We start from the raw sequence: 26,221 nt of genomic DNA, 5'->3' as shown, positions 1-26,221 counted from the left end.
GAAGCGACTCTTGATAGAGGATAAAATAATGCGTTATTAAGGCACTGTTAAATTTGGAGAATCGCCTGCGTTACCGTGTTCAGCGTTTCCAGCGTTTTCGAGTTTGCCTGGAAGTTACGCTGAGCTTCGATTAACTTTACCAACTCGGCAGACAAATCAACATTCGATTGCTCTAATGAGGCAGACCTTAATGTGCCGTTCAAACCGGTACCCGGCGGATTCACTATTGCCTGTCCGGAAGACAACGAAGCAACCCATTCGGTGTCACCTGCCGACTGCAAACCGGATTGATTCTCAAAGTTAGCGATCGCTACTAAGCCTAAATTCTGACGCTGACCGTTACTGAAGCTCGCGACCATCTCGCCAGTTTCTTCAAAAGTAACCCCGATCAGATCACCTTTGGTGTAACCGTCCTGTGCCGCTTTTTTAACAATAGAATCGGAAGAAAACTGACTCGAACCCGCTATATCCAGCTGAACACCCACCAGGTTATCGGTATCGCTATCTAACTTAATATCGTTCGGATTGGCAGGATCCGCACCTCTGATCGTGATTTTTGGCGTGGCCGCACCGGTGATAATATCTTCGCCATCAACACTACTCAAGACACCCGTTGTTGTATCAAATTTGATAACCAGCGCACCGACTTCGGTAGCATCATTATCAAAACCAACTTCTCCGGGATCAACACGCTTACCTATATCTAATTGTTGCGCATCATTGAGGTAAGCATACATGCGATACACACCCATGAAACTATTATCACCCTCTTGTGATAAAGGCTCAGCCAGAGGGTCATCCGCTACTAACAAGCCCCCACTATCCACTTTAGATATTGAATCGACAGGCCCCGCTTCTGCGTTCCACGTAATATAAAGCGTCTTCGACGTTTTATTATACTGTACCGCCTGCACATCAGGGTTTTTCTCTATAATCTTTTCCTGGGCTGCAACAACCGCCGCACCTACCGCTTCTGCATCCATTCCGGCATCCATAGCAATAGCGACACCACCGATTTCAACAGACCCAGCAGCTGCTAATGGCGCTGGCACATTTAAAAGAAAAGACTGAATTTCATTAGCAGTACGTGTATGAGGCTCGCCGTCATCAAGATTGGCAACAGAGAGGTCAACCGTACCGCCCCCATCCCTGACACGCACATCACCAACGGCAGAGGACTCTGATTTAAGCTCAAAACTGAGCGTTCCAGCAGTACCGTCATATGTTATAGAATCTGTATCTATACGCGGATCCTTAAGCTGTAAGGCTGCTTCCTCGGTTGGCGTAAGATTAGAAGCATCAGCAATATCGAGGCCGGAAATGGTGACATCAGAACCTGCCACATCAAAAACATACTGCTCGCGAACAGGCCGCTGTTCAGCAAAATTATATTTAACCGTCTGCGCATTACCCAAACTATCAAAGGTTTCTACTGTCGTCGTATAACTAAATGAGTTGGGGTTATTTTTATCATATACCGCAGACAACAACGTCGAATCCAACTTCGAATCTATATTGAACGCAAGATCGATCGTCTCGGTAGCATGGGGCGGGCTTTCTTTCTCATCAACAGCAAGATCTTGTAAGGGTAGCTGGTTACCCAGCGCATCCAAGCCAAAACCCTGGAGATATTTGCCATTTTTGCTAACAATAAAACCATCACTATCCAGCTCGAAAGCTCCAGCGCGAGTATAAGTAGTACCACCCTGACCATCATCCAACTGGAAAAAACCGGAACCATTGATCGCCAAATCCAGATTATTATTGGTAAATTCTGCCGTACCTGCGCTGAAATCTTGTGAAATACCAGACACCGTGACACCAGAGCCCGGCAAGTTACTTGAACCGGCACCCACTACGGCTGTTGCATATATATCACCAAACTCGGTACGCGAGGCCTTAAAACCGACCGTGCCTGAGTTGGCAATTTTATTACCTGCCACATCAAGCATCGTTGATGACGCTTTGATACCTGTAACTGCTGTATTAAATCCAGCCATAATCTTATCCTCTCATTAACCCAGCTGTTTGATATCATTAACATTGATAACACCGGCATCGGTATTCGCTTTCATTCCGATACCGTTCTGCCCCAACGTGACACTATTGACTGTGTGGCCTATGTAACTTTCAGCCGTGACGTAATCACCATCAGTATCAACTCCTTGCACAACCACCCGATAAGAACCCGCTGGTCGATCACCGCCTTGCCATGAAAAATTATGATCGCCCGCCGTTTTCGCGCCTAATGACCAACTATCTACCAACGAACCTGCGGCATCAAAAACAGAGACCTTCACGTCTGATGAACTAGAGGGCAACGTCAGCACACCTTCTATCTGACCATTTTCAGACAGAAAAGCCTTATCCGTTTTCACAAACGCGGTCTGCCCTACCATAGAGGAAGCCTGCAAGGCCGCCTGACTTGTGAGTAGCGCACTACTCATGTCTGTCATGGTCGTATTAAGGTTATTAATACTCTCTACTGAACTCATGCTGGAAATCTGTTGCATAAAATCAGCAGTATCCGCCGGACTGGTAGGATCCTGATTTTTCAGCTGCGCAATCATCAACTTCATGAACATATCGCTGTCTGACTGAGACTGCGTTGTGCTGGTAGAAGCCGACTGATTACTGCTGTTTATCTGCTCATAAAGCGATGTAGCACTATTCACACCGTTGATATCAGCCATACTGTGACCTCAATTTTTTAAAGATAGGCGGCCACTAATTAGTAGTCGCCCGGTTAATCTTAGCCAGCGAATTACTGACCCAGCGTGAGAGCACGCTGTACCATCTGTTTTGCTGTATTCATAATTTCCGCATTGATCTGAAATGATCGTGATGCTGAAATCATGTCTGCCATCTCTTCAACCACATTAACGTTCGGGTAATGTACGTAGCCTTTTTCATCGGCTAGAGGATGGCTTGGATTATATTCGGTACGTAACGGCGCCTGGCTTTCAACAATGCCTGTAACATTCACGCCCTGACCCGGTAACAAGCCTGTTCCGATATCTGTCATTTGTTCCTGCGTAGGGGCTTGTAACTCAAATACCGGCTTACGCGCACGGTAGGTTTGATCAACACTGGAACTTACGCTGTCAGCATTTGCCATGTTGCTGGCGGTGGTGTTCAGACGAATGGTCTGGGCACTCATGGCTGAACCGGCTATGTTAAATATATTTGCCAATGACATGATTAGTTACCTTTTATCGCGTCAGTTAAACCTTTAAATTTACGATTCAGGAAATCAAAAGATGCTTGATACCCCAATGCATTTTCTGTGTATCTGGCCATCTCTTGCTGAACATCAACTGTGTTGCCGTCTACGGCTGGCTGCGTGGGTGTGCGAAACATTAATTCGGCGGCATAGTCAGGATTAATAACGCTATCTTTATGGGCGGCATTAGTGCTCACCATTTTTAGTGGCGCTTGATTCTGCGATGACGACTGCCCACTCTGAACACCCTCTAACACACTCTTAAAGTCGATATCACGTGCCTGAAAGCCTGGCGTATCGGCGTTAGCAATATTATTGGCAATCACTTCGGCACGCTTAGAGCGCAACGCGATTGCGTCATCATGTATTCCTAATGCTTTATCAAAACTAATCGCCATGCTTCACCTCATACAACTTAGTATTCTATCTAGTATAGAGTTAGCAAGGTATGTGCCAGATATTCAAATTCAGCGAAGCAGTGGGTATAGAGAGATTTATCTTAAAAGCAGACATAAAAAAAGCGGCAACTGAGTGCCGCTTTCTTGCCGGTCAGAGACTAGATTGCCTGATAGATGATGCCAGGGCGGCAATGGATCATTTTGTAACAATCAGATAAGCCTGAAAGTGATTCAGAGGCACCTAACAACAAATAACCACCAGGATTCAATTGCTTATGCATTTTTCGTAATATTTGTGTTTTGAGCTCGGATGAGAAATAAATCATAACATTGCGACAAAAAATAATATCAAACTGACCCAATCCTGAGTACTGACCTAACAAATTAAGACTTTGAAAGCGCACTCTGGCTTTAATATCAGGGTTAATCGTCCAAGAGCCATTCGCGTTCGCTTTAAAATGCTTTCTCAAACGTTCCTTTTCGAGTCCGCGCCCCAAGGCCAACATCTCATACTCTCCTCCGCGTGCTTGCTGTAACACACTTGCCGAAATATCCGTCGCAACTATTTCTTCTCCGACAGAAAAAGATCCTAGATTGGCACGTTTATATTCATCAATGATCATACTCATTGAATAAGGCTCTTGCCCTGTAGAGCATGCCGCCGACCAAATACGTACTTTCTTGCGCTGATTCTTTTCTTTAATTTCGGGCAGGAGCTTATTCTTCAGAATGTCGTATGGATGCGTATCACGGAACCACAATGTTTCATTAGTGGTCATGGCATCAATAACTTTATCTTTAAGCTGATTCCCTCCCGCACGCTCAAGCTGTGTTATAAGGCAGGAAAGATTATCAAGAGAGCACTCTTGCATAATTTTACCTAACCGGCTCTGCACAAGGTATTGCTTATGATCTGCCAGCAATATCCCACAGTTTTTTTCCAGAAATAGACTGAATGATTTAAATTCATCCGGTGATATTCTGAACGTTCCTGTTCGCTCATTCATAGCAATGATTCCATTCTATGACAGATGCTCAATTTTTTTAATCCGATCAATAACCACGCTGGCCAAGTCATCAGGGTTAAATTTAGCCAAAAACCCATCCGCACCAACTTTTTTCACCATCGACACATTAAATCCACCACTCAATGAAGAATGCAAAATGATATGCATTTTATCCATGCGATCATCCTCTCTGATCATCGCTGCGAGCGTGTATCCATCCATCTCTGGCATTTCAATATCAGAAATAACCATCAGAAATAGCTGCGTGACATCATTTCCTTTTTCTGACAGGTTATTGAGCAGGTCCCAGGCAATTTTACCGTTATTACACGTTGTCACTTTGACCCCGAGATCCTCTAAACTACGCTGCATCTGATTACGTGCCACACTGGAGTCATCAACACAAAGCACGTGATGCTGTTTCGCTTTGAGCCTCATCTCCTTTGTTGCAATTTCTTCACTGACGTTAGTATGCATTGGATATAGATCAGCAAGAATCTGCTCAACATCAAGAATTTCTATCAGCTTGTTTTCATATTCAAAGACAGCTGTCAGATAGTTTTCTACACCAATTTCTGCAGGAGGCGCCATTATCTGATCCCAATGGGTATTCAGAATGCGATCTACTTTGCGAACTAAGAACGCAAGCGTACGTGTGTTGTACTCTGCAACAATAAGGAAGCATTGCGCATGCTCATTCTTTGGAATACCTGAACGTCCAACCGCTTCAGACAAATCCAATACGGGAATCGTCTCCCCTCTGATATGCGCCATACCTTTAACCGACGTTGTCTGCCGGGGCACCTCCGTAAGCAAAGGGCATTGCAGCACTTCGCGCACCTTAAAAACGTTGATCCCATATACTTGATCGGTTTCAAGCGCAAACAATAAAAGCTCTAAGCGATTCTGCCCTACCATCTGGGTACGCAGGTTTACAGTATCTAAAATACCTGACATGATCTACACCAAATCCATTGTCTCTGAAACAGCGATACCACGACAACAATCCTGTTCAAATCCAGGAGCTACCGTGAGTTTTTTTCGAATAATACCGGTTATCGGCACTCTATTCATTTTATTAAGTACTTATCTTTTCTCAACACAATGTGCAGCAGAATCTCTGCAATCCATTGTAGAAACACGCCTTTACAGTCACTTTACCGCGAAAACACCTGGATCTGATATTAATATAGTCGTAAACGACATTAATGATCAGATAAATTCAAAAAAATGTGAAAAATTTACAATTCCGCTACCTGATAAACTGCCTTCAGGTGGACGTTTATCACTACGAGTCAACTGCAATGAGCCCGAAAAATGGATGGTTTATGTCAGTGCAAGAGTCGATATATTTGCATTAGTCGCCGTCGTTAAACGCCCGATACTAAAAGGCTCTCGCCTTCGTGCTGCCGACGTGTATTTTACCCGACAGAATACCAGCTCGCTAAACCAAGGGTACTTCACCAAACCAGAACGGCTGATTAATCTTACCGCCCGCAGGAGCATCCCTGCAGGCACCTTACTCACAGCAAATATGCTACTGATCCCTGAACTGATTCAACGTGGCGATATAGTCATCATCGAGATTGTTATTGGCTCGCTTTCAGTGAGAACACAGGGGACCGCACTCCAGAGCGGCAAACAAGGTGAACAAATTAAGGTGCTCAATAATAAATCACAAAGAGAGATCCACGCCTACGTTCAAAGCAGAGGAGTGGTATCGGTATCGCCGTAGCTATTATTTGGACGCTTGTTTATAATTGAAACATTCTGATATATAAATATTTTTCCATTTACCCCTAAAGTTACACCAATCACTGCCGCTAAACATTGTATACGTAGATTTTGAGGGTAGAAACAATGGCTATTGATCTTAACAGTTCGTTCTCGCAACAAGCGCTGAATGGCCGTGACAAGGTCAGCACCCAGAAAACAAATGGGAGTGCTGAACCTACGACGAGCACTCCTACGCGTCCGGTGCAAAAAGATACGGTTGAACTAAGTGATACCGTTAAAGTGATGCAGGCAGCAGACGCTAAAATTGCCAACACACCTGACGTTGATAGTGATCGCGTCGCCAGCCTGAAAGCCGCGATTGATAATGGCACTTACCAGGTCGATGCTCAGAGTGTTGCCGATAAGATTATTAGTTTTGAATCGAGTCTGGAATAATCAAAGATGACTGATTTCTCTTCCACTGTCAGCGCCATTAATGCCCTCGCTTATGAGGGCATTGCTATTTTAAGCAGCTTGAAGAAACTTTTGGATGAAGAATTAGACGCATTAAAATCACGTAACATTGATGTTATTCAAAAACTAAACGATCAAAAAAAAGAAGTACTCATCCAATTCGATCAAAATAATCAAGCCCGCGCAGAGCATCTGGTGACGGCTGGTTTTTCTGTATCGAAAGAGGGTCTTGAATCTTTGTTAGCACAAACATCTGACCAAACACTCGTTACGCAATTTAGGAACCACTGGAGTACGCTGGAAACAACACTAAAAACAACTATGGACGCCAATCTGCGAAATGAGCAGGTTTTAATGCGTAATAGTCAAAATGTAAATAAGCTACTCACCATACTACGCGGCCAGAAACCTACTAACAGCCTTTATACAGCCAAAGGCGCAAAAGGCAACTACACCGGACAATCCCACCTCGGAAAAGCCTAAACCTGAAGGGCAATACGCCACAACACTCTATACAAACATCTAAAATCAAAACAGCATCATCCACACAACAATATATCTTTCTGCTATTTAGCGAACAAATCCCGAAAAAAACAGATGATTACTTTTCAGAGTACCGAAAAACCCTTAATATACCGGCTCTTAAATACAGGTTTTTTCATCACCTGGTACTTATATTTGTCTCAGTAGCTCAGCTGGATAGAGCAGCCCCCTCCTAAGGGGCAGGTCGCAGGTTCAATTCCTGCCTGGGACACCATTACACCTTCCTGCCAATTTCCTTTAAATTTCGTACTATCCAATATTCCAAGCATCCAGAGTTTACACCCGCACATGCTCTATACATTAGATTTTTCTACTGAATCTACTCTGGTACGACAACCCTTTGACCCGACTTCTCGTAGAATGCTGAGACCTTATACGCTATTTAAGTAACGAGCCAAGGCTGCCATCAGGTAATTTCTCCAATGCAACTGCACTGCATTTTTTAAGTAACGTTAATTTCTGCATCTCTATTTGAGTTAATGTCATCCTTTCTGCTAAACGTAAATACCGGGCTACCATTTTCAAGCGCTCATCACGACGGGCAACTTGCTGCTTTGCAGACTCGAGAAATAGCTGAGCAAGATTCAACAAAGCTCTACTGTTTTTTGGATCATTCTCAATCGCTAAACCAAAATAACGAATCGCCTGAGGAATCTTATCGGCAAGATAGTGCTTAACGCCGAGTCGGTTAACCCTAATACTCATATCGGGATCATGAGTAACTCCTTTTACAACAGCGGGCTCGGGCTGCTTCTCCAGTATAGGCAAACGATCCCCCGTTACATCTAGTAATTCACGTCGCAGATCAAATGAGGGATGAAGCTTTTCTGCATACTTTGACGCCTCACTCATATACCGATTAGCGTCCTCTTCCTTACCAAGATCACTACTCATCTGACTTTTAAGTAATGCCGATTTAACCCTCAAGGTATGATCTTTCGGATATTGATAGCTAGCCGTATTAAGTAATTCATCGAACTGATTGCGTAAGTTAATCTGCTCGCGTTCTGGCGCATCAAGCATTTCTAAACGCCTAATATTGGCCAAGCGCAGAAAAGGCTCAGGTGAACGGTAACAACTATGCCTCCCCAGAGATATTGATTTTCGATAAGCTGTGCTAGCCAACTCGAGTGTCTTTGTATAAACCGCTACCCGACCTAACTCCATGTTTCTCAACAAACTTAACGGAGATTTCTGCGTTGCATTTTTCAAAACATCCTGAGCTGGAAGCATTTCGCCTTCATGCTCAAGTACTTTTGCTAACAAGTCATAGACCGGCAACAGGAGCGGGAATTTATTCATCAATGTTGATAGAAGATTTTTTGCATCTACATATCTCTCCTGTCCGATATAAGCCTCAGCCAGACAGAGCCCACTTTCTTTTTCACTCAGATGCATAAATCTATATTTAAAAAATTTTTCTGCTTCTTTAAATCGGTTCATGCGCAGCAGCAACCTTCCTTTAATAAGTTGCACATAATCATAATTACTGCCGGATAACTCAACACGGTCGCACAGCTTAACAGCCAAATCCAACTGCCCACGAGTGACCGCTGCATCAACCTCTCGTAATGCCTCTTTACGATACATCATCAGGTCAAGCCTGGATTTAAGTTCTTCCATTGTGAAGGGCTTTGTAAGGAGCGCATCAGGCTGACAGTCGATAGCATGCAGGATAACTTCTTGCGAGGCGTCACCTGTCATGAAAATCCAACAGGTACCCGGTTTTATATAACCACGATAACGCGACTCTTCGAGTAACTGCATACCTGCTAATGCATCACTACTATTATGGCCCAGCAATACAATATCGAAGGCACTCTCTTTTATCAGCTCCATTACCTGATCATTAATGGTTATTGCCTGAATATTGGCAATACCCAACTGTCTCAACATATAAACAATAGTCGAGCGCATATTACCGCTGCTTTCTATCAACAGCACACGTTTTACGGAATAATCTATTATCGGCGAATGCACGAAACCGGTGTTCCTTTTGAAACAAGAATAGGTTTTATTACAATAGTATAAAAGCCATTGGAGGCTGGGGGAAGGAGACTAACCCGTAGATAAAAAAAAACACCGGCGAAGGTGAACACGCAGTGCTTAATACAGTTCTATGCTGTGAAAATATAATATCCTTATGGATACTCAGGCCCAATGATTTAAATCAAGAAATTGATCCTTTACAGCATACTTAGACCTTCTGCTAAGCAGCCTGAAGTGATATTTTCCAGTACACTTGCATAGAAAGAATGAGAGTAGAAAGGATTATGACAACTACCTTTATCAGCCATGATGACTGCGGTCTTCATAACATGGGGCCTGAACATCCAGAAAGTCCTATACGCTTACTTGCTATACGTAAAGTACTTGAACGAACAGGCTTAATACAACAATTAGACACACTCCAGTCAGTACACGTAACGGCTGAACAGATTGCATTAGCGCATGCGCCTTTGCACCAAAAGCGCCTTGAAATGAAACTACCGTCAGAAGGGATTGTTTATACTGACGAGGATACTGCATTGTGTCCTGATTCATTACATGCAGCCAGCTTAGCGGCTGGCTCAACTATTCTTGCAACCAACCGCGTTCTCTCAGGCAAAACAGATAATGCATTTTGCGCAGTCAGACCTCCGGGCCATCACGCAGAACATAATACGCCCATGGGTTTTTGTTTTTTTAATAATGTCGCTATTGGCGCAATGCAAGCGCTACAGCACCCAGACGTAAGCCGAGTCGCTATTGTTGATTTTGACGTACATCACTGCAACGGAACGGTAGATATATTTAAAGACAAACCAGAAGTATTAGTATGCTCAACTTTTCAGCACCCGTACTACCCGGAAAGGTATTGCGATATTCAGCGCCCAAATATCGTCAATTGCCCAATGCCTGCCCATAGCGACAGCGCCTTTTTCAGAAAGATGGTAGAAACATACTGGCTGCCGGCTTTACAGAAACATAAACCAGATATGATTTATATTTCTGCGGGTTTTGATGCGCATCATGAAGACCCTATGGCAGATATCAACCTTAATGAAGATGATTATCGATGGGTGACGAAGTTACTGATGGATGTCGCGAGAGTATATTCAAAGGGTCGAATAGTTTCTGTTCTTGAAGGTGGCTACAACCCAGTAGCACTGGCCTTCAGTGTTGAGGCGCATGTAGAAATATTAGCGGGATATTAGATATAAAATTTACTTGCCGGCGGATCAGCACAGAACAATTTAAGGCGGGACAATAGATATAAAAAGGCCGCTGAATGAGCGGCCTTTTTATTTACTTTAGCGATTAACCAACAAACTTGATCATCACACCTGCAGCAACAGCAGAACCGATAACACCAGCGACATTTGGGCCCATAGCGTGCATCAATAAGAAGTTTTGAGAATTAGCCTCAAGACCTAGCTTATTCGACACACGAGCAGCCATAGGTACAGCGGAAACACCTGCAGATCCAATTAATGGATTAATAGAGTTACCACCTGCCAATTTATTCATCAACTTAGCCATCAGAATACCCATCGCGGTACCGATACCAAAAGCAATGATACCTAACACCAGAATACCTAATGTTTGCATATCCAAGAATTTATCTGCAGATAATTTAGAACCCACAGAAAGCCCAAGGAAGATGGTAACTATATTGATCAAGGCATTCTGAGAAGTATCACTCAAACGATCAACAACACCACACTCTCGCATTAGATTTCCGAAACAGAACATACCCAACAGTGGCGCAGCATCTGGTAGCAACATGGCAACAAGAATTAGCAACAACAGAGGGAATAGAATTTTCTCTAATTTAGAGATATGACGCAGCTGGACCATCTTAATTTTACGCTCAGCTTCTGTCGTCAAAGCACGCATAATCGGCGGCTGAATTAGCGGAACCAAGGCCATATACGAGTATGCAGCAACCGCTATAGCACCCAGCAACTGCGGAGATAGCAAACTAGCAACATAGATAGCCGTTGGGCCATCAGCACCGCCGATGATTCCGATAGCCGCAGCATCCTGAATACTGAAGTCCATAATACCCAGACTTGTCAGACCAACCGCACCCAATACCGTAGCAAAAATACCAAACTGAGCGGCAGCACCCAAAAACAATGTTTTAGGATTAGCCAATAATGGACCGAAATCTGTCATCGCCCCGACACCCATGAATATAATCAAAGGGGCGGCACCCGACGCAATCGCAACGCTATAAAAATTATACAGCATCCCATTATTGAAATTATTATCATTAGCCAGCAAGGTTGCTGCGGCATGTGTACTCGCATTAGCCGTATGATACGCCTGCAAGATATCATGCGGATCAATACCAGATATGCCTAATACAGAAGCAAAACTAAGCAACAGCTCAGGTGAAGCAAAATGCACCGCATTTTCAACGGCCGAAAATGCTAATCCTGCTTCAGGTATGTTCGCAAGAATACCACCAAAGCCTATTGGAACGAGCAATAATGGTTCAAAATTTTTGCGGATCGCCAGGTAAAGCAGCATCAGACCGACTGCGATCATTACCACTTGTCCACCAGAAACATTGTAGATGCCTGATGCGAACCATAAATCGAGAAGCTTATCCATTTTGGTAGACCCCTTACGCCAGTGTAATCAGCGTATCACCCACCTGAACCGCATCGCCGTCTTTAACTTCGACAGAAACAACCGTGCCCGCTCTCGCTGCACGCACTTCGGTTTCCATTTTCATTGCTTCGAGGATAACCAACACGTCACCTTCTTGAAGCGCCTGACCAACGGAGACCTGCACTTTCCAGATATTACCTGCCAGTGGCGCTGGAACAGCCTCACCGGTTGTTGGTGCAGGAGCCGCGGCAGTCGCAGCAACTGCCGGCGTGACCGATGAAATATCTCCACCTTCAGCCACTTGAACAACATAATTCTGACCATTGACCGTAATTGTATAAACTTGAGGTCCGGTATTTTTAGGTGCAGCCATAGCTTTAGCATCCTCTATTGTAGGGGCAGGTTCAAACGCATCAGGGTTACCGCGATTTTCCAGAAATTTCAAACCAATCTGAGGGAACAACGCGTATGTCAATACATCGTCTATTTCGTTGTCTGCCTTGGCTAAATGAACGCCTTTTTCAGCAGCCAAAGAACGTAGCTCTGTTGTTAGCTTTTCTACCTCAGATTCCAGCATATCTGCTGGACGGCATGTCAGCGCTTCAGCGCCATCCAATACACGTGCCTGTAATTCTGCATCATATGGAGCAGGCGCTGCGCCATATTCACCTTTCAGAATACCCTGGACTTCTTTTGATATGGTTTTATAACGCTCACCCATCAGTACGTTAATAACCGCCTGGGTTCCCACTATTTGAGACGTCGGTGTGACTAGCGGTATATAACCTAAATCTTTACGAATACGTGGGATTTCAGCCAGGACTTCATCAAACTTATCTAATGCGCCCTGTTCTTTTAGCTGACCTTCCATGTTGGTTAACATACCACCCGGCACCTGAGCTATCAGTATCCGAGAATCGGTTCCACGCAAGGAACCTTCGAATTTAGCATATTTCTTACGCACTTCACGGAAGTAAGCTGCGATCTCTTCAAGCTTTTCGAGATCAAGCCCCGTATCGCGGTCAGTACCTTGCAGTGCTGCGACAACAGACTCAGTAGCACTGTGACCATAAGTCATAGACATAGAAGAAATAGCCGTATCAACACGGTCAATACCTGCTTCAACAGCCTTTAAGATAGTCATATCTGACAATCCTGACGTTGCATGCGCATGCAATTGAACTTCAAGATCGGTCTGTGCCTTAAGACGTGACACCAGATCAAACGCTGCGTAAGGTGTCAGAACTCCTGCCATGTCCTTAATTGCAATTGAATCTGCGCCCATATCTTCAAGCGTTTTTGCGTATTCAACCCACATATCTGTGGTATGCACAGGGCTGGTTGTATATGAAATAGTCCCCTGTGCGTGCCGGCCTGTCTCTTTAACTGCTTTAATCGCAGTTTCCAGGTTACGAGGATCATTCATCGCATCGAAAATACGGAACACATCCACGCCATTTTTAGCCGCACGTTCTATAAATTTATTGACAACATCATCAGCATAATGACGGTAACCCAGTAAATTCTGTCCCCGCAGTAGCATTTGCTGGGGCGTATTGGGCATAGCCGCTTTTAATTCGCGAATACGATCCCATGGATCTTCACCAATAAAACGAATACAGGAGTCAAACGTGGCACCGCCCCAGCTTTCAAGGGACCAGTATCCAATTTGATCCAGTTTTTCAGCGATGGGTAACATATCATCAATACGCATACGCGTAGCGAAGAGAGACTGATGAGCATCACGTAAAACTACATCAGTAATACCAAGTGGTTTCTTAGCATCGGACATGGGTAAAAGGCCTTCTGTCGATAATAGTGCACGAATTTTATAGTTGTTTATCGTTTTTTATGAACGATATTTATGTACGGCTGCCGTTATTACAGCAACAAGCTCATCACTGTTAACTTGTGCTGCAACAGGCACAGCCGCTCTTGACGGTGCGGCTTTAAGTTGCGGTGCCGGCCCATATTTCACAACCAGCTTTGACATGCAAGTCGTAACAACGACCAACAATGTCAGGAACATAAATACAAAGCCCATACCAAAGACCATTAATGTCAGGCCTTCTGATAACAGATTATCCATCTGTGGCTGCTCCTAATATGTGATAGAAAATTACGCACAAAAACTTTTTACAGCGAATAACACCTTCGATTTAAAGGCAATACTGAAAAATAGAATTTTGTAACAGGGGCAATTAAACCTCAAAAGGCAATGCGTAGCAACTTTACCGTACCAATTCAGATCAACTTTTGCGCACATGCAGCATGATTGTCGATAATACTATTACCTAACAAAATCAGTTAGATACTTCATAACAACATACTAAGTCTCAAGTAAATTAGACTAACGGACGGTAAATTTTTACATTCTCAAAGCCTTTATCCTGCAAGTTCTCAGCGTGCAGCCGACTCATAACACCCTTATCACAATACAATAAGTATTCTGTATTAGAGCCCCACGCAGCAGCAGCAGCCTCTAATTCATAAAAAGGAACCAGCAATATCTCACAGCCAGGCATATTAAGCGGCTTACGCTCCTGCTCAGTAGGTGCGCGCACATCGACAATGACTTGATTTTCTGAGACCTTACTCAACGCTTCAATGTCGCTGCGTATATCAAGATTTTCTATAATTTGATCAATAGCCATGGTTTGAGCATTATATACTGCTTTAGTCAGCACACTCATATCCAAACACGCTTCTTCTTCAAGCACTCTTTTTATTTTTGCCTGAGAAGTCGGCCTGTCAGAAATAACACCACAGTATTCAGGAATCATTTTCACGATATCAAAGCAGCCTAGCGCCTTAGTTCTGTCAACAATATCCTGCTTGTCCATCGTTATCAGAGGACGGATAACCAACTTAGTCGTGGCCTGATCAATAATAGTTAAGTTTGGAATGGTTTGGCTGGATACCTGAGCGATACTTTCCCCTGTCACGATAGCATCGATTTTCATAAAATCAGCGACTTGCTCAGCGGCACGCATCATTTGCCTTTTGAGTACGACACCCATATGCGAGTGATGTACGTTTTGCAGAATATCGCCAACCACTTCATCAAAAGGAACAGAAACAAACTTAACGCGCGCACAAGACCCGTATTGCTGCCAAAGATGCAACGCGACTTGCTTCACTCCGATTTCGTGAGCTTTCCCACCCAGATTAAAGAAAAGGAAATGCGTCTTTGATCCACGTCGCATGGTCATATAAGAAGCGACAACCGAATCAAAACCACCGGAGATTAAAGATAACACGGCTTCCTGCGTACCCAGAGGGTAGCCTCCTAATCCCTGATGTATTTTTTCAACAACGTAGAGCCGATCTTCACGAATTTCCATATCAACGTAAACATCAGGATTATGTACATCAACACCGGCTGATTGAGTATGCGCCAGCAAACAAGCGCCTACGTAGCGTTGAATATCTACTGAAGTGAAGTCATGCGTCCCGTGGCGCTTTACACGCACCTTAAAAGTCTTATCTTTGATACGGTCGACGTAAAGCGGCAAGGTTCTTTCAAACACATCCTGAAAGTCACCTAGCGGATACTCAACAACCTGCAAGAAAAATTGCACACCCGGTGTGCGCTGCATCGTGCCACACACCTCTTCGCGCAGATCTAATAACCCTTCGGGCAAGACAACTTCGAGCTTATCCCAAAAACTACTGACAGTAATTTTGCTGGATATGCGTTTCAGCTGTATTTGTAAATTGTTTTGCAGTCTTTGAATAAAGCGACGCCGTACTGGACGACTTTTGATGGTAATTTCGGGAAACAGCTTGACGATGAATTTCATATCAGTGAACTTTCATATTAAATTGACAGATTAAATTAAGATGTAGAAGGAGCAACTATAACGAGGAGGGAAGCAGGAATAAATAAGTGGTGCGCCCGGCACGATTCGAACGTGCGACCGCCTGGTTCGTAGCCAAGTACTCTATCCAGCTGAGCTACGGGCGCGCTTACATTCAATGTTTAACATAAATATAAAAATCATAATAATTAAGTGGTGCGCCCAGCACGATTCGAACGTGCGACCGCCTGGTTCGTAGCCAAGTACTCTATCCAGCTGAGCTATGGGCGCGCTTACACTTACTAGGTATAAATTTTATATCTTTAACTCTCGGTATCTTTAGATAAAAATCATCTCTAAATACAGTCTATCTTTTAAACTTTTTCTTTAAAGATTTTTATCTTTAAAGTTATCGATTTTTCAATCGATACACAGTTGACTGGTGCGCCCAGCACGATTCGAACGTGCGACCGCCTGGTTCGTAGCCAAGTACTCTATCCAGCTGAGCTATGGGCGCATAATTGGCGGTGAGGGAGGGATTCGAACCCTCGATAGAGTTCCCCCTATACGCCCTTAGCAGGGGCGCGCCTTCAGCCACTCGGCCACCTCACCTTGTCAACGGGGCGTACTATACAACACTGAATTAAAAAAGCAAGAAAAAACTTTTAAAAATCTTAGTCTTGCGTGTCCGCACCCTCTTTTTCATTGCCCGTACCTTCTTTTTCACTTTGAATGCGATCGTAAATTTCTTCGCGGTGAACAGCTACATCTTTTGGCGCATTAATGCCAATACGTACCTGATTACCTTTCACACCCAACACGGTAACGGTAACTTCATCCCCTACCATTAACGTTTCACCCACACGGCGAGTTAAAATTAGCATTTCGGATCTCCCAATCGTCCATTATATATCATTAGCCATTTTAGGCAGCCTGCGGCCACCTAAAGATCAAAACTGACCCGGCTAATAATTAGTCGCATATTATAGACTAATTATTAAGCGTCGTCATTCACTGACAGTATCTACTCTATCCAATTCAAATGCTGAATGCAGTGCTCGCACGGCTAATTCCAAATATTTTTCAGCTATCACGACAGAAACTTTAATTTCTGATGTAGAAATCATCTGAATATTAATATTTTCGCTGGCCAACGTATCAAACATTTTACTGGCTACACCGGCATGCGAACGCATCCCAACCCCAACGATAGACACTTTCGCGATCTTATTGTTCCCATTAACTTCACGCGCATCAAGATCAACAGCTACCTGGCGAAGTATCTCTTCAGTTCGGGCATAGTCATTTCTATGAACAGTAAAGGTAAAATCTGTTGTCTGGTCAGCAGCCACGTTCTGAAGGATCATATCGACTTCAATATTAGCGCGACTAACAGGCCCAAGAATTTTTGAAGCGACACCCGGGATATCAGGCACACCCAATACGGTCAATTTCGCTTCGTCACGGTTGAATGCAATTCCCGAAATAACTGGCTTTTCCACTGTATCGTCTTCCTCTATCGTAATCAAAGTGCCCGGACCCTCTACGAAACTAGAGAGCACCCGTAAAGGTACCTTATACTTACCGGCAAATTCGACTGCACGAATTTGTAATATTTTTGAACCAAGACTGGCCATTTCCAACATTTCTTCAAAGGTGATTTTTTCAAGACGCCGTGCGTCCTCAACCACCCGAGGGTCCGTTGTATAAACACCATCAACATCAGTATAAATCTGACACTCATCCGCCTTTAACGCCGCTGCCAGAGCGACTCCAGTCGTATCTGAGCCTCCACGCCCCAATGTAGTGATATTACCCTCTGCATCGGCGCCCTGGAAGCCCGCCACTACCACCACATACCCAGCGCTGATATCAGCCCGAATACGCTCTACGTCAATATTCTGAATGCGTGCTTTCATGTGCGCACTGTCTGTCAGAATGCGGACTTGACTACCGGTATAAGAACGCGCTGAAATACCACGCTTTTCTAATGCCATACAAAGCAACGCAATCGTCACCTGCTCACCAGTCGAAAGCAACACGTCCATTTCACGCGGGCTCGGCTCTGCCTGAATACCTTTTGCCAAAGCAATCAACCGATTTGTTTCACCGCTCATTGCTGAAACAGCTACCACCAAATCATGCCCCTGCTCACGAAACCGCTGCAGCTTATCTGCAACTGCTTCGATTCGCTCAACCGAACCAACCGAAGTCCCACCATATTTCTGTACAAATAGAGCCATTGCCTATCAGTCTCCCTAGCTACCGTATAGCCAGCTCATTCTATGTATTTGCGACCAACGTTTTAACGCTTTCAAGCACAGCAGGTAACGCAGCACAATCTACACCACCGCCTTGAGCGAAATCTGGACGACCGCCGCCTTTACCACCTAATTTAGTTGCCAGTTCGCGTATCAGGTCTCCCGCTTTGATCCTGCTGACCAAATCTTTGCTAACACCTGCCGCCAAACTGATTTTCCCTTCACTTTCAACCGCCAGCACGACGACTGCAGAGCCCAGCTTATTTTTCAGCTGCTCTACGGTATCGCGCAGCGCTTTTGGATCAACACCCTGGAGCGTTTCGACCAGCACCTTCATTCCATTAATTTCGATCGCTTTCGCTACCAGATCGCCACTTTTAGCCGATGCAAGCTGCACATTCAATCGATCCAATTCTTTTTCAAGTAAGCGAGTTCGCTCAGACAGAGTGCGTACTTTTTCAACCACGCTTTCACGAGAACCCTTCACTATCGCTGAAATTTCTGACAGAGCACTCTCATGACCCACTGTATATTCAAGCGCACCTTGCCCTGTCACTGCTTCTATGCGGCGGATACCGGCAGCAATACCGCTTTCTGAAACAATTTTAAGCAACCCTATATCACCGGTACGTTTAGCATGCGTACCGCCACACAGCTCGACAGAGAAGCCATCACCCATGGTTAGCACGCGGACTTCATCCTCATACTTTTCACCAAATAGCGCCATAGCTCCGCTCTGCTTTGCATCTTCCATGGACATAACATCAGTTTTTACAGCAGAGTTAGAACGAATTTGCTGATTCACAAGCAGCTCAACCTGCGTCAACTCTTGCGCTGTTAAGGCTTCAAAATGGGTAAAGTCAAAACGCAAACGCTCCGGGCCTACTGAAGAGCCTTTCTGCTGTACATGCTCACCTAAAACAATACGTAGAGCGGCATGCAATAGATGTGTTGCTGAGTGATTGACCGCGATGGTTTGACGGGCGTCCTCATTCACATGAGCGAACACTTTATCACCTATCGACAAGACACCCTCCACCAACTCACCATGATGCAAGTGATTTTTAGCTTCCTTGGTACAACCCTGAACACTGAACTGTCCCTGATCCCAGCTCAACAGACCCTGATCACCTACCTGACCACCAGACTCGCCATAAAACGGCGTATGATCAAGCACCACAATACCTTTCTGGCCGGCACTTAATTGGTGAACAGCTTCACCCTCTTTAAACAATGCTACAACATCAGCATGAGCCTCTAAGTTATCGTAACCAATAAAATCGGTTACGCCACTCAAATCCAACTTATCATTGTAATCTACTGCAAACCCACCCGCTGCCCGGGCACGCTCACGCTGCTGTTGCATCGCCTGCTCAAACCCTTCCATATCCAGCGTCAATTCATATTCACGCGCTACATCGGCGGTCAAATCGGCTGGAAAACCGTACGTGTCATATAGCTTAAATACGGTTTCACCCGGGATAATGCTACCTTCTAATGAATTAATCACTTCAGTTAAAAGACCCATACCGTGATCGAGTGTTTTAGCAAACTGTTGCTCTTCTTTTAATAATACTCGTTCGATCTGATCCTGCATTTTGATCAATTCAGGATAAGCTTCCCCCATCTCTGCTGCCAAAGCAGCGACCAAAGTATGAAAAAACGGACCCTTAGCGCCCAGCTTATTACCATGACGAATGGCGCGACGAATGATACGACGCAACACATAACCACGGCCTTCTTTCGATGGCGTAACACCATCAACAATCAAAAATGAACACGAACGAATATGGTCAGCAATAACCCTTAAAGATTTGCTATCCATATCTTGCGTTTGTACAGCAATAGCGGCTGCTTTTAACAGGCTTTGAAACAGGTCGATCTCATAGTTACTGTGCACATTCTGCATAACAGCAGCAATACGCTCCAAACCCATCCCTGTATCAACTGACGGACGAGGCAACGGTGTCATCTGACCATCGGCAGTACGGTTATACTGCATAAACACAACGTTCCAGATCTCTATATAACGATCACCGTCTTCATCAGGGCTGCCTGGAGGACCACCAAAGATCTCTTCACCATGATCAAAAAATATTTCAGTACAAGGCCCACAAGGACCGGTATCACCCATTGACCAAAAATTATCTTCATCCAGCTTAGAGAATCGCTCTGGGTCAACACCAATATCTTCTTTCCAAATACGCTCTGCTTCAGCATCCGAATGATGCACGGTGATCCAGAGTTTATCTTTAGGTAACCCCATAACTTCAGTCAAAAACACCCAGGCAAAACGAATAGCATCGGGTTTAAAATAATCACCGAAACTAAAATTACCCATCATTTCAAAAAAAGTATGATGCCGAGCGGTGTAACCTACGTTTTCAAGATCATTATGCTTACCACCAGCACGCACACAACGCTGAGAAGAGGTTGCTCGACTGTAGCTACGCTTATCCTCACCCAGAAATACATCTTTGAACTGCACCATACCTGCATTAGTGAACAGCAAAGTTGCGTCGTTCCCGGGGATGAGCGAGCTGGACGCCACAATTTCATGGCCCTGTTGATTAAAATAATCCAGGAATGCCTGGCGAATCTCTGCACTTGTCATGTATTTCATATTGCTGAATCATTCCGCTGACTGGTTACACACCTCAAAAAACCCTTTTAGCAGGTAATTTGCCGAAAATTACACGTAAAATGGCGCACAAGTATATATCGCGACCAGAATTTGTTCGAACATTTTTGTCAAGCGAGGAGGAGATATAAAGCAGAAATTAGTCTAGTTCAGTATCGGCAGTTTCAAATGCATGCTTTGCCTGTTCATACGTAAAACCACGACTTAACAGAAAACGCATACGTTTTTCATAGAGCTTTCGATCCTGCTTATCTGTTTTTTCTCTAAATTTTCTTTGGTATAGTTCCGCAGCTAATGCAAACCAATCCGGTGCCTGCATCTGAATACTTTGTTTCAGCAGCGCTTCACTCACCCCTTTGCGCTTGCCTTCTTGTAATATCCGCAATAAACCATGCCCCTGATTCACCTTACTGCGCACCAGCATCTCTACAAAACGCTGATCACTTTGATAACCAGCCTCCTGACAATGGTCCAATACACGTTCTAATAAAACAGCATCATATTTGTCACGATACTTCTGCTCGATCTCTGAACGGCTATATTCTCTGCGTGCTAATAGCGCAATGACAGCACTTCTGATCTTAGCTTCGGTTTCCATTTCACTAACCCGTCTTTCAAACTTATTGCCCAACCCCGCTCATCAAATTCAAGACCCAAAAAAGACCGTCAAGACGGCCTTTTATTATGAAAGAGACGGTTACAAATCCAATTGCTTTGCGTTGGCCTTATCATCTTTTTTGACCGGCACTTGTACACTCAGAAGCTTATCACGCAAGGCATTATCTATTGCCAGAGCTGATTCAGGATGTTCTTCGAGATATTTTGCGGCATTGGCTTTTCCCTGCCCGATTTTATCGCCATTGTAGGCATACCAGGCACCCGCCTTATCGACCAGTCCATTTTGAACGCCCAGGTCAACAAGCTCACCCATACGGTAGATACCCTGACCATATAGGATCTGGAATTCAGCCTGCTTAAAGGGTGGAGATACTTTGTTTTTCACCACTTTCACACGGGTCTCATTACCGACAATTTCATCGCCTTGCTTAACCGCACCAATACGGCGAATATCTAAGCGTACAGACGCGTAGAATTTAAGGGCGTTACCACCGGTGGTTGTTTCAGGCGAACCAAACATCACACCAATTTTCATACGAATCTGGTTGATGAAAATCAGCAGGCAATTTGAATTTTTAACATTACCTGTCATTTTACGCAGCGCCTGGGACATCAAACGGGCTTGTAAACCCATATGAGAATCACCCATATCACCTTCGATCTCTGCCTTAGGCGTTAGTGCAGCAACGGAGTCAACGACGATAACATCGACCGCATTAGAGCGTACCAACATGTCACAAATTTCCAGTGCTTGCTCACCGGTGTCTGGCTGTGAGACTAACAACTCATCAACATTGACACCCAGTTTTTCAGCATAGTTGGGATCCAGCGCATGCTCAGCATCAACAAAAGCACAGGTTTTACCCTGCTTTTGTGCTTCAGCTATGACCTGCAATGTCAGGGTTGTTTTACCGGACGATTCAGGACCATAGATCTCAACGATACGACCATAAGGAAGACCGCCAATACCTAAAGCGATATCCAAACCTAAAGATCCGGTAGAAACGGCAGGCATCGCTTCACGCGGCTGATCCCCCATACGCATGACAGCGCCTTTACCGAATTGACGTTCAATCTGTGATAAAGCGGCATCAAGCGCTTTTTTTCTGTTATCGTCCATATTCAACCCTTTATACTGCATGACAATTATATTGCATGATAATAGTACTGTATGTATGGACAGTATTATTACGACATCCTCATTTAATTGCAAGCCTCTTATTTATTTTGGCAGATTTTCCAATATACCTTGCAGAGCTCGCTGCACGCATTGCTGTCTGATCTCATTTCTTTCCCCTTGCAAAAGACTCCGGCAAGCGACAGTTGGATGACCTTTTATTGCCCACGCCAACCAAATAGTGCCAACGGGCTTCTCAGGAGTCCCGCCTCCTGGCCCTGCAATACCACTGACTGCAACCGCGACATCAGCATCACTAAGCAGCACCGCATTTTCGGCCATCTGCATAACAACCGGCTCACTGACCGCGCCATGTTGCTCTATAACCGCCAAATTTACATTCAGCATTTTATGCTTAGCTGAATTGGAATAGGTAACAAAACCACAATCAAACCATGCAGAACTTCCGGCCAGAGACGTCACCAACTGCGCAATCCCACCGCCGGTACACGACTCTGCCGTTGCCAATGTTAAGCCACGAGATTGTAGCTCATCACCCACTTTTTTCGCTAGACTCTGCATCAGCCACACCTTTTCTCATATCATTTCAGTGCATGGGAGTACTTTTATTCATAACCCCACTCATACTATTTTTAGATCACTTCTTCAGAACTGCTTACAGGCTCACCCTACAATAGGGCATTATTACTTGCCACCGAGTCCAACTTCAATCTGAAATATAGTATTTAATGATCTTAAGAGTTTCAATAATATCAATTTTCAGGCGAAAAAAAGGGGATATAAATATCCCCAAAATAGACCGCAACGGTCAAGAGCCAAAAACTTCATTAATTAGTGCATGGGTTTGTGGAAAGTTTACTTAACGAACAAACCTTCTTGCTGAACAAATCCAAGGGTATCACCCAAGGCTTTACCAAATTTTTCTATCATCTCATCGATCTGCGCTTCAGTAACAATCAACGGAGGGCAAAACGCCAGAGAGGAACCCGCAACAGAACGAGTGATCATGCCGTGAGTCTGACAAGCTTGCTGAGCAAACGCACCGACAGCACCATTATTAAATGCTTGACCAGTTTGCTTATTCGCCACCATTTCAATAGCGCCAATCATACCCTTACCACGGATCTCACCGACTAGCGGATGATCGGCAAATTCGCGCAGCCGTTTCTGCATATAGTCACCCACTTCGGCGGCATGACCAAAGATATTATCACGCTCATAAATCTCTAGTGTTTTCAACGCCACCGCACAGGCAACAGGATGACCTGAGTAGGTGTAACCGTGCCCGAATACACCAACGTTAGCGCTCTGTTCGATCATGGCTTCATACATATCGCCACGAATCACCGATGCACTAATAGGCATATAGGCAGAAGACAACTGCTTGGCCAGCGTCATCATATCGGGTTTTTGTATGTTCATCGTCGTACAACCAAAATCGTTGCCGGTACGACCAAAGCCGGTAATCACTTCGTCAGCCCAAAACAGGATGTCGTGCTTATTCAGTATCGCCTGCACTTTTTCGTAATAACCCGCTGGCGGCACAATCACGCCGCTGGCACCGGTAATCGGTTCAGCAATAAAGGCAGCAATAGTATTAGCGCCTTCTTTCAGAATCAGCTGTTCCAGGTTGTTGGTAATACGATCAACAAACTGTGTTTCCGTTTCACCCGGCAAAGCACCACGGTAATAATGGGGCGCATCTGTACGTAACACACCCAAAGCCTCAAACGGAAGATCAAAATGGGTATGATTGGGCGGTAAACCGGTTAGTGATGCCGCCGCTATTGTGACGCCATGATAAGAACGTTCACGGGAAATTATTTTGAATTTTTCAGGCTTACCAATCGCATTAAAATAGTAACGCAGCATTTTAATATGCGTATCATTAGCATCACTGCCGGAGTTACCAAAAAATATTTTTGCGTTCTCTACCGGCACCATCGCCGACAGTTTTTCCGCCAGATCTATACCGACCTGATGCGTCTTGCCACCAAACATATGGGAAAACGATAACTTACTCATCTGTTCGCTGGCCGTTTCAACCAATTCACGGTTGTTATATCCCAGCGAGGTACACCACAGGCCCGCTAACGCTTCCAGGTATTGATTACCATTACTGTCGTAAACATAGGCACCCTCACCACGCTCGATGGTTAAGGTATTAGTCGCTTTAAAATTGGTGGTGGGATAAATAATTTTACTCATACTCTCTTTCCTCGAGAACATCGGAAATATCGGAAAACATCCAACGTACTTTTTCTTACACTCAAAAAAGCACGCTGGAATTAAGGTAATTGATAGCGGTAGCGATTAACGCTTATTAGCGGTTAAGACCACCCATGCAGATGTATTTTGTTTCCAGATAGTCATCCAAACCGTACTTAGAACCTTCACGACCTTGTCCAGACTCTTTAACACCACCAAATGGAATCACTTCAGAACTGATTGCGGTTTCATTAACACCGACCATGCCGTAATCAATCCCTTCCGACACACGCCAGATACGGCCAAGATTTTCGGTATACAGGTAGGCAGCTAATCCAAACTCAGTATCATTAGCCATCGCAATCGCTTGCTCTTCGGTACTGAATTTAAAGATAGGTGCCACAGGTCCGAAGATCTCTTCACGGAAAACACGCATTTTATCGGTAACATTGGTAAGAATAGTTGGCTCATAAAAACAAGCACCCTGCGCGCCGGGTTTACCACCGAGAATAACAGTGGCACCTTCAGCGACAGCGCTTTTAACTTTGGCATCAATTTCAGCCGCCGCTTTTTCAGTAATAACCGGACCATGAGTCGAGTTATTATCCATACCATTACCCACCCGGAACCCTTTTACTGCCGCCGTAAACTTTTCAACGAAGGCATCATAGATACCTTCTTGCACCAGAATACGGTTAGCACAGATGCAGGTCTGGCCTGAATTACGGTACTTGGCGACTAAGACACCGGCTACGGCCGCATCCAGATCAGCATCATCAAAAATAATAACAGGTGCATTGCCACCCAGTTCCATTGAGGTACGTTTCACGGTATCGGCGCACTGTTTCATCAACAATTTACCCACCGGCGTTGATCCGGTAAAGGTGACCTTTTTAACGATTGGGTTAGATGTCATTTCTTCGCCAATCTCACGTGCATTACTGCTCGGCAATACACTAAACAAACCCGCTGGTAGTCCCGCACGATTGGCCAGTTCGACCAGAGCTAACGCTGATAAAGGCGTTTCAGCGGCAGGCTTCAATACCATGGCACAGCCTACAGCAAGCGCGGGTGCCACCTTGCGGGCGATCATGGCATTGGGGAAATTCCAGGGTGTAATGGCCGCGACAACTCCGACAGGCTGCTTAACAACAACGCCGCGTCGATCATTCGGCGTGGGGATAATATCGCCGTATACGCGCTTACCTTCTTCGGCAAACCACTTGATAAATGAAGCGCCGTAAGCGACTTCACCACGGGATTCAAATAATGGCTTGCCCTGCTCTGCTGTCATCAGTACCGCGAGGTCTTCCTGATTCTCGATTACCAGGTTAAACCAACGCTCTAACAATTCTGAACGTGATTTTGCTGGCAACGCTTTCCAGCTAATCATGGCTTGCTGTGCAGCGTTAATAGCACGGCGTGTTTCCGCCCAACCAACACTGGCTACATCAGCCAAATGCTCTCCGGTTGCAGGATTAGTCACCGCAAAGGTATCACCGGCATCGCCATCGACCCATTGACCATCAATATAAGCCTGAGTTTTTAACAGGCGTGCGTCTTTCAGTTGTATTGTCATGCTTATTTCTCCG

General features: G+C 44.8%; 23 protein-coding genes and 5 tRNA genes. 5 read left to right on the top strand and 23 right to left on the bottom strand.

Going from position 1 to position 26,221, the window contains the following annotated elements; genetic code table 11:
• Positions 1-47 precede the first annotated feature (47 nt).
• The 6 genes from Nant_RS18225 to Nant_RS18200 all read right to left on the bottom strand — a co-directional run bounded on the left by Nant_RS18225 (position 48) and on the right by Nant_RS18200 (position 5,585).
• On the bottom strand, positions 48-2,000 hold the full coding sequence (locus tag Nant_RS18225) for a flagellar hook protein FlgE (protein WP_054343045.1): 1,953 nt from the start codon (positions 1,998-2,000) through the stop codon (positions 48-50).
• A 15-nt stretch (positions 2,001-2,015) separates the two neighbouring features.
• The gene (locus Nant_RS18220) at positions 2,016-2,693 is read right to left on the bottom strand and encodes a flagellar hook assembly protein FlgD (RefSeq protein WP_054343044.1); all 678 of its coding nucleotides are present in this window, start codon (positions 2,691-2,693) and stop codon (positions 2,016-2,018) included.
• A 71-nt stretch (positions 2,694-2,764) separates the two neighbouring features.
• Positions 2,765-3,199 carry a flagellar basal body rod protein FlgC gene (gene flgC / locus Nant_RS18215; RefSeq protein WP_054343043.1) on the bottom strand — a complete coding sequence of 145 codons (435 nt, stop codon included), beginning with the start codon at positions 3,197-3,199 and terminating at the stop codon, positions 2,765-2,767.
• A 2-nt stretch (positions 3,200-3,201) separates the two neighbouring features.
• Positions 3,202-3,621, bottom strand: coding sequence for a flagellar basal body rod protein FlgB (gene flgB / locus Nant_RS18210; RefSeq protein ID WP_054343042.1), 420 nt, complete (start codon positions 3,619-3,621; stop codon positions 3,202-3,204).
• 158 nt (positions 3,622-3,779) lie between these two features.
• Entirely contained in the window at positions 3,780-4,628 is an 849-nt protein-coding gene (locus Nant_RS18205) for a CheR family methyltransferase (RefSeq protein WP_054343041.1), read from the bottom strand.
• A gap of 15 nt (positions 4,629-4,643) precedes the next feature.
• Positions 4,644-5,585, bottom strand: a complete 942-nt coding sequence (locus tag Nant_RS18200; RefSeq protein WP_054343040.1) for a chemotaxis protein CheV — start codon at positions 5,583-5,585, stop codon at positions 4,644-4,646.
• Positions 5,586-5,658: 73 nt separating this feature from the next.
• On the opposite strand from Nant_RS18200, the gene flgA reads away from it, so the two are divergent.
• The 4 genes from flgA (at position 5,659) to Nant_RS18180 (ending at position 7,575) form a co-directional block, all read left to right on the top strand.
• Positions 5,659-6,363, top strand: coding sequence for a flagellar basal body P-ring formation chaperone FlgA (gene flgA, locus Nant_RS18195; RefSeq protein ID WP_054343039.1), 705 nt, complete (start codon positions 5,659-5,661; stop codon positions 6,361-6,363).
• 125 nt (positions 6,364-6,488) lie between these two features.
• A complete protein-coding gene (gene flgM, locus Nant_RS18190) occupies positions 6,489-6,800 on the top strand; it encodes a flagellar biosynthesis anti-sigma factor FlgM (protein WP_054343038.1) in 312 nt (103 codons plus the stop codon).
• A 6-nt stretch (positions 6,801-6,806) separates the two neighbouring features.
• The gene (locus tag Nant_RS18185; protein ID WP_054343037.1) at positions 6,807-7,301 is read left to right on the top strand and encodes a flagella synthesis protein FlgN; all 495 of its coding nucleotides are present in this window, start codon (positions 6,807-6,809) and stop codon (positions 7,299-7,301) included.
• Positions 7,302-7,498: 197 nt separating this feature from the next.
• Positions 7,499-7,575, top strand: a tRNA-Arg gene (locus Nant_RS18180).
• Between the two features lie 164 nt (positions 7,576-7,739).
• On the opposite strand, the gene Nant_RS18175 is transcribed toward Nant_RS18180, so the two are convergent.
• Positions 7,740-9,341 (bottom strand): response regulator, encoded by a 1,602-nt coding sequence (locus Nant_RS18175; protein WP_054343036.1) that lies wholly within the window; start codon positions 9,339-9,341, stop codon positions 7,740-7,742.
• Positions 9,342-9,634: 293 nt separating this feature from the next.
• Between Nant_RS18175 and Nant_RS18170 the strand changes: the two genes are divergently transcribed.
• Positions 9,635-10,558: a histone deacetylase family protein gene (locus Nant_RS18170; RefSeq protein ID WP_054343035.1), complete on the top strand. Its 924-nt coding sequence runs from the start codon at positions 9,635-9,637 to the stop codon at positions 10,556-10,558.
• Positions 10,559-10,661: 103 nt separating this feature from the next.
• On the opposite strand, the gene Nant_RS18165 is transcribed toward Nant_RS18170, so the two are convergent.
• From Nant_RS18165 to Nant_RS18090, 16 genes are all read right to left on the bottom strand, one after another.
• Entirely contained in the window at positions 10,662-11,963 is a 1,302-nt protein-coding gene (locus tag Nant_RS18165; protein ID WP_054343034.1) for a sodium ion-translocating decarboxylase subunit beta, read from the bottom strand.
• A gap of 13 nt (positions 11,964-11,976) precedes the next feature.
• Positions 11,977-13,755 (bottom strand): sodium-extruding oxaloacetate decarboxylase subunit alpha, encoded by a 1,779-nt coding sequence (oadA, locus tag Nant_RS18160; protein WP_054343033.1) that lies wholly within the window; start codon positions 13,753-13,755, stop codon positions 11,977-11,979.
• Between the two features lie 57 nt (positions 13,756-13,812).
• Positions 13,813-14,052, bottom strand: a complete 240-nt coding sequence (locus Nant_RS18155; protein ID WP_054343032.1) for an OadG family protein — start codon at positions 14,050-14,052, stop codon at positions 13,813-13,815.
• Between the two features lie 256 nt (positions 14,053-14,308).
• The gene (gene thiI / locus Nant_RS18150) at positions 14,309-15,766 is read right to left on the bottom strand and encodes a tRNA uracil 4-sulfurtransferase ThiI (protein WP_054343031.1); all 1,458 of its coding nucleotides are present in this window, start codon (positions 15,764-15,766) and stop codon (positions 14,309-14,311) included.
• An 87-nt stretch (positions 15,767-15,853) separates the two neighbouring features.
• A tRNA-Arg gene (locus tag Nant_RS18145) sits at positions 15,854-15,930 on the bottom strand.
• A 47-nt stretch (positions 15,931-15,977) separates the two neighbouring features.
• Positions 15,978-16,054 (bottom strand) — tRNA-Arg (locus tag Nant_RS18140).
• A gap of 149 nt (positions 16,055-16,203) precedes the next feature.
• A tRNA-Arg gene (locus Nant_RS18135) sits at positions 16,204-16,280 on the bottom strand.
• Positions 16,281-16,285: 5 nt separating this feature from the next.
• Positions 16,286-16,375, bottom strand: a tRNA-Ser gene (locus tag Nant_RS18130).
• 62 nt (positions 16,376-16,437) lie between these two features.
• Positions 16,438-16,647, bottom strand: coding sequence for a carbon storage regulator CsrA (gene csrA / locus Nant_RS18125; RefSeq protein WP_054343030.1), 210 nt, complete (start codon positions 16,645-16,647; stop codon positions 16,438-16,440).
• A 123-nt stretch (positions 16,648-16,770) separates the two neighbouring features.
• On the bottom strand, positions 16,771-18,006 hold the full coding sequence (locus Nant_RS18120) for an aspartate kinase (protein WP_054343029.1): 1,236 nt from the start codon (positions 18,004-18,006) through the stop codon (positions 16,771-16,773).
• A gap of 40 nt (positions 18,007-18,046) precedes the next feature.
• A complete protein-coding gene (alaS, locus tag Nant_RS18115; protein ID WP_054343295.1) occupies positions 18,047-20,638 on the bottom strand; it encodes an alanine--tRNA ligase in 2,592 nt (863 codons plus the stop codon).
• A 166-nt stretch (positions 20,639-20,804) separates the two neighbouring features.
• Positions 20,805-21,263 (bottom strand): regulatory protein RecX, encoded by a 459-nt coding sequence (locus Nant_RS18110; protein WP_054343028.1) that lies wholly within the window; start codon positions 21,261-21,263, stop codon positions 20,805-20,807.
• Between the two features lie 99 nt (positions 21,264-21,362).
• Complete coding sequence (gene recA / locus Nant_RS18105) at positions 21,363-22,403, bottom strand: recombinase RecA (protein WP_054343027.1); 1,041 nt, start codon at positions 22,401-22,403, stop codon at positions 21,363-21,365.
• A 102-nt stretch (positions 22,404-22,505) separates the two neighbouring features.
• Positions 22,506-22,982: a CinA family protein gene (locus Nant_RS18100; protein WP_054343026.1), complete on the bottom strand. Its 477-nt coding sequence runs from the start codon at positions 22,980-22,982 to the stop codon at positions 22,506-22,508.
• Positions 22,983-23,276: 294 nt separating this feature from the next.
• Positions 23,277-24,629, bottom strand: a complete 1,353-nt coding sequence (locus tag Nant_RS18095; protein WP_054343025.1) for an aminotransferase — start codon at positions 24,627-24,629, stop codon at positions 23,277-23,279.
• Positions 24,630-24,744: 115 nt separating this feature from the next.
• A complete protein-coding gene (locus Nant_RS18090) occupies positions 24,745-26,208 on the bottom strand; it encodes an NAD-dependent succinate-semialdehyde dehydrogenase (RefSeq protein ID WP_054343024.1) in 1,464 nt (487 codons plus the stop codon).
• Positions 26,209-26,221: the final 13 nt, after the last annotated feature.

Source organism: Neptunomonas antarctica (assembly GCF_001305295.1).
Classification (GTDB): Bacteria; Pseudomonadota; Gammaproteobacteria; order Pseudomonadales; family Balneatricaceae; genus Neptunomonas; species Neptunomonas antarctica.
Note: the sequence above shows the minus strand (reverse complement) of the source record. Positions and strands in the feature narration are given on the sequence as shown.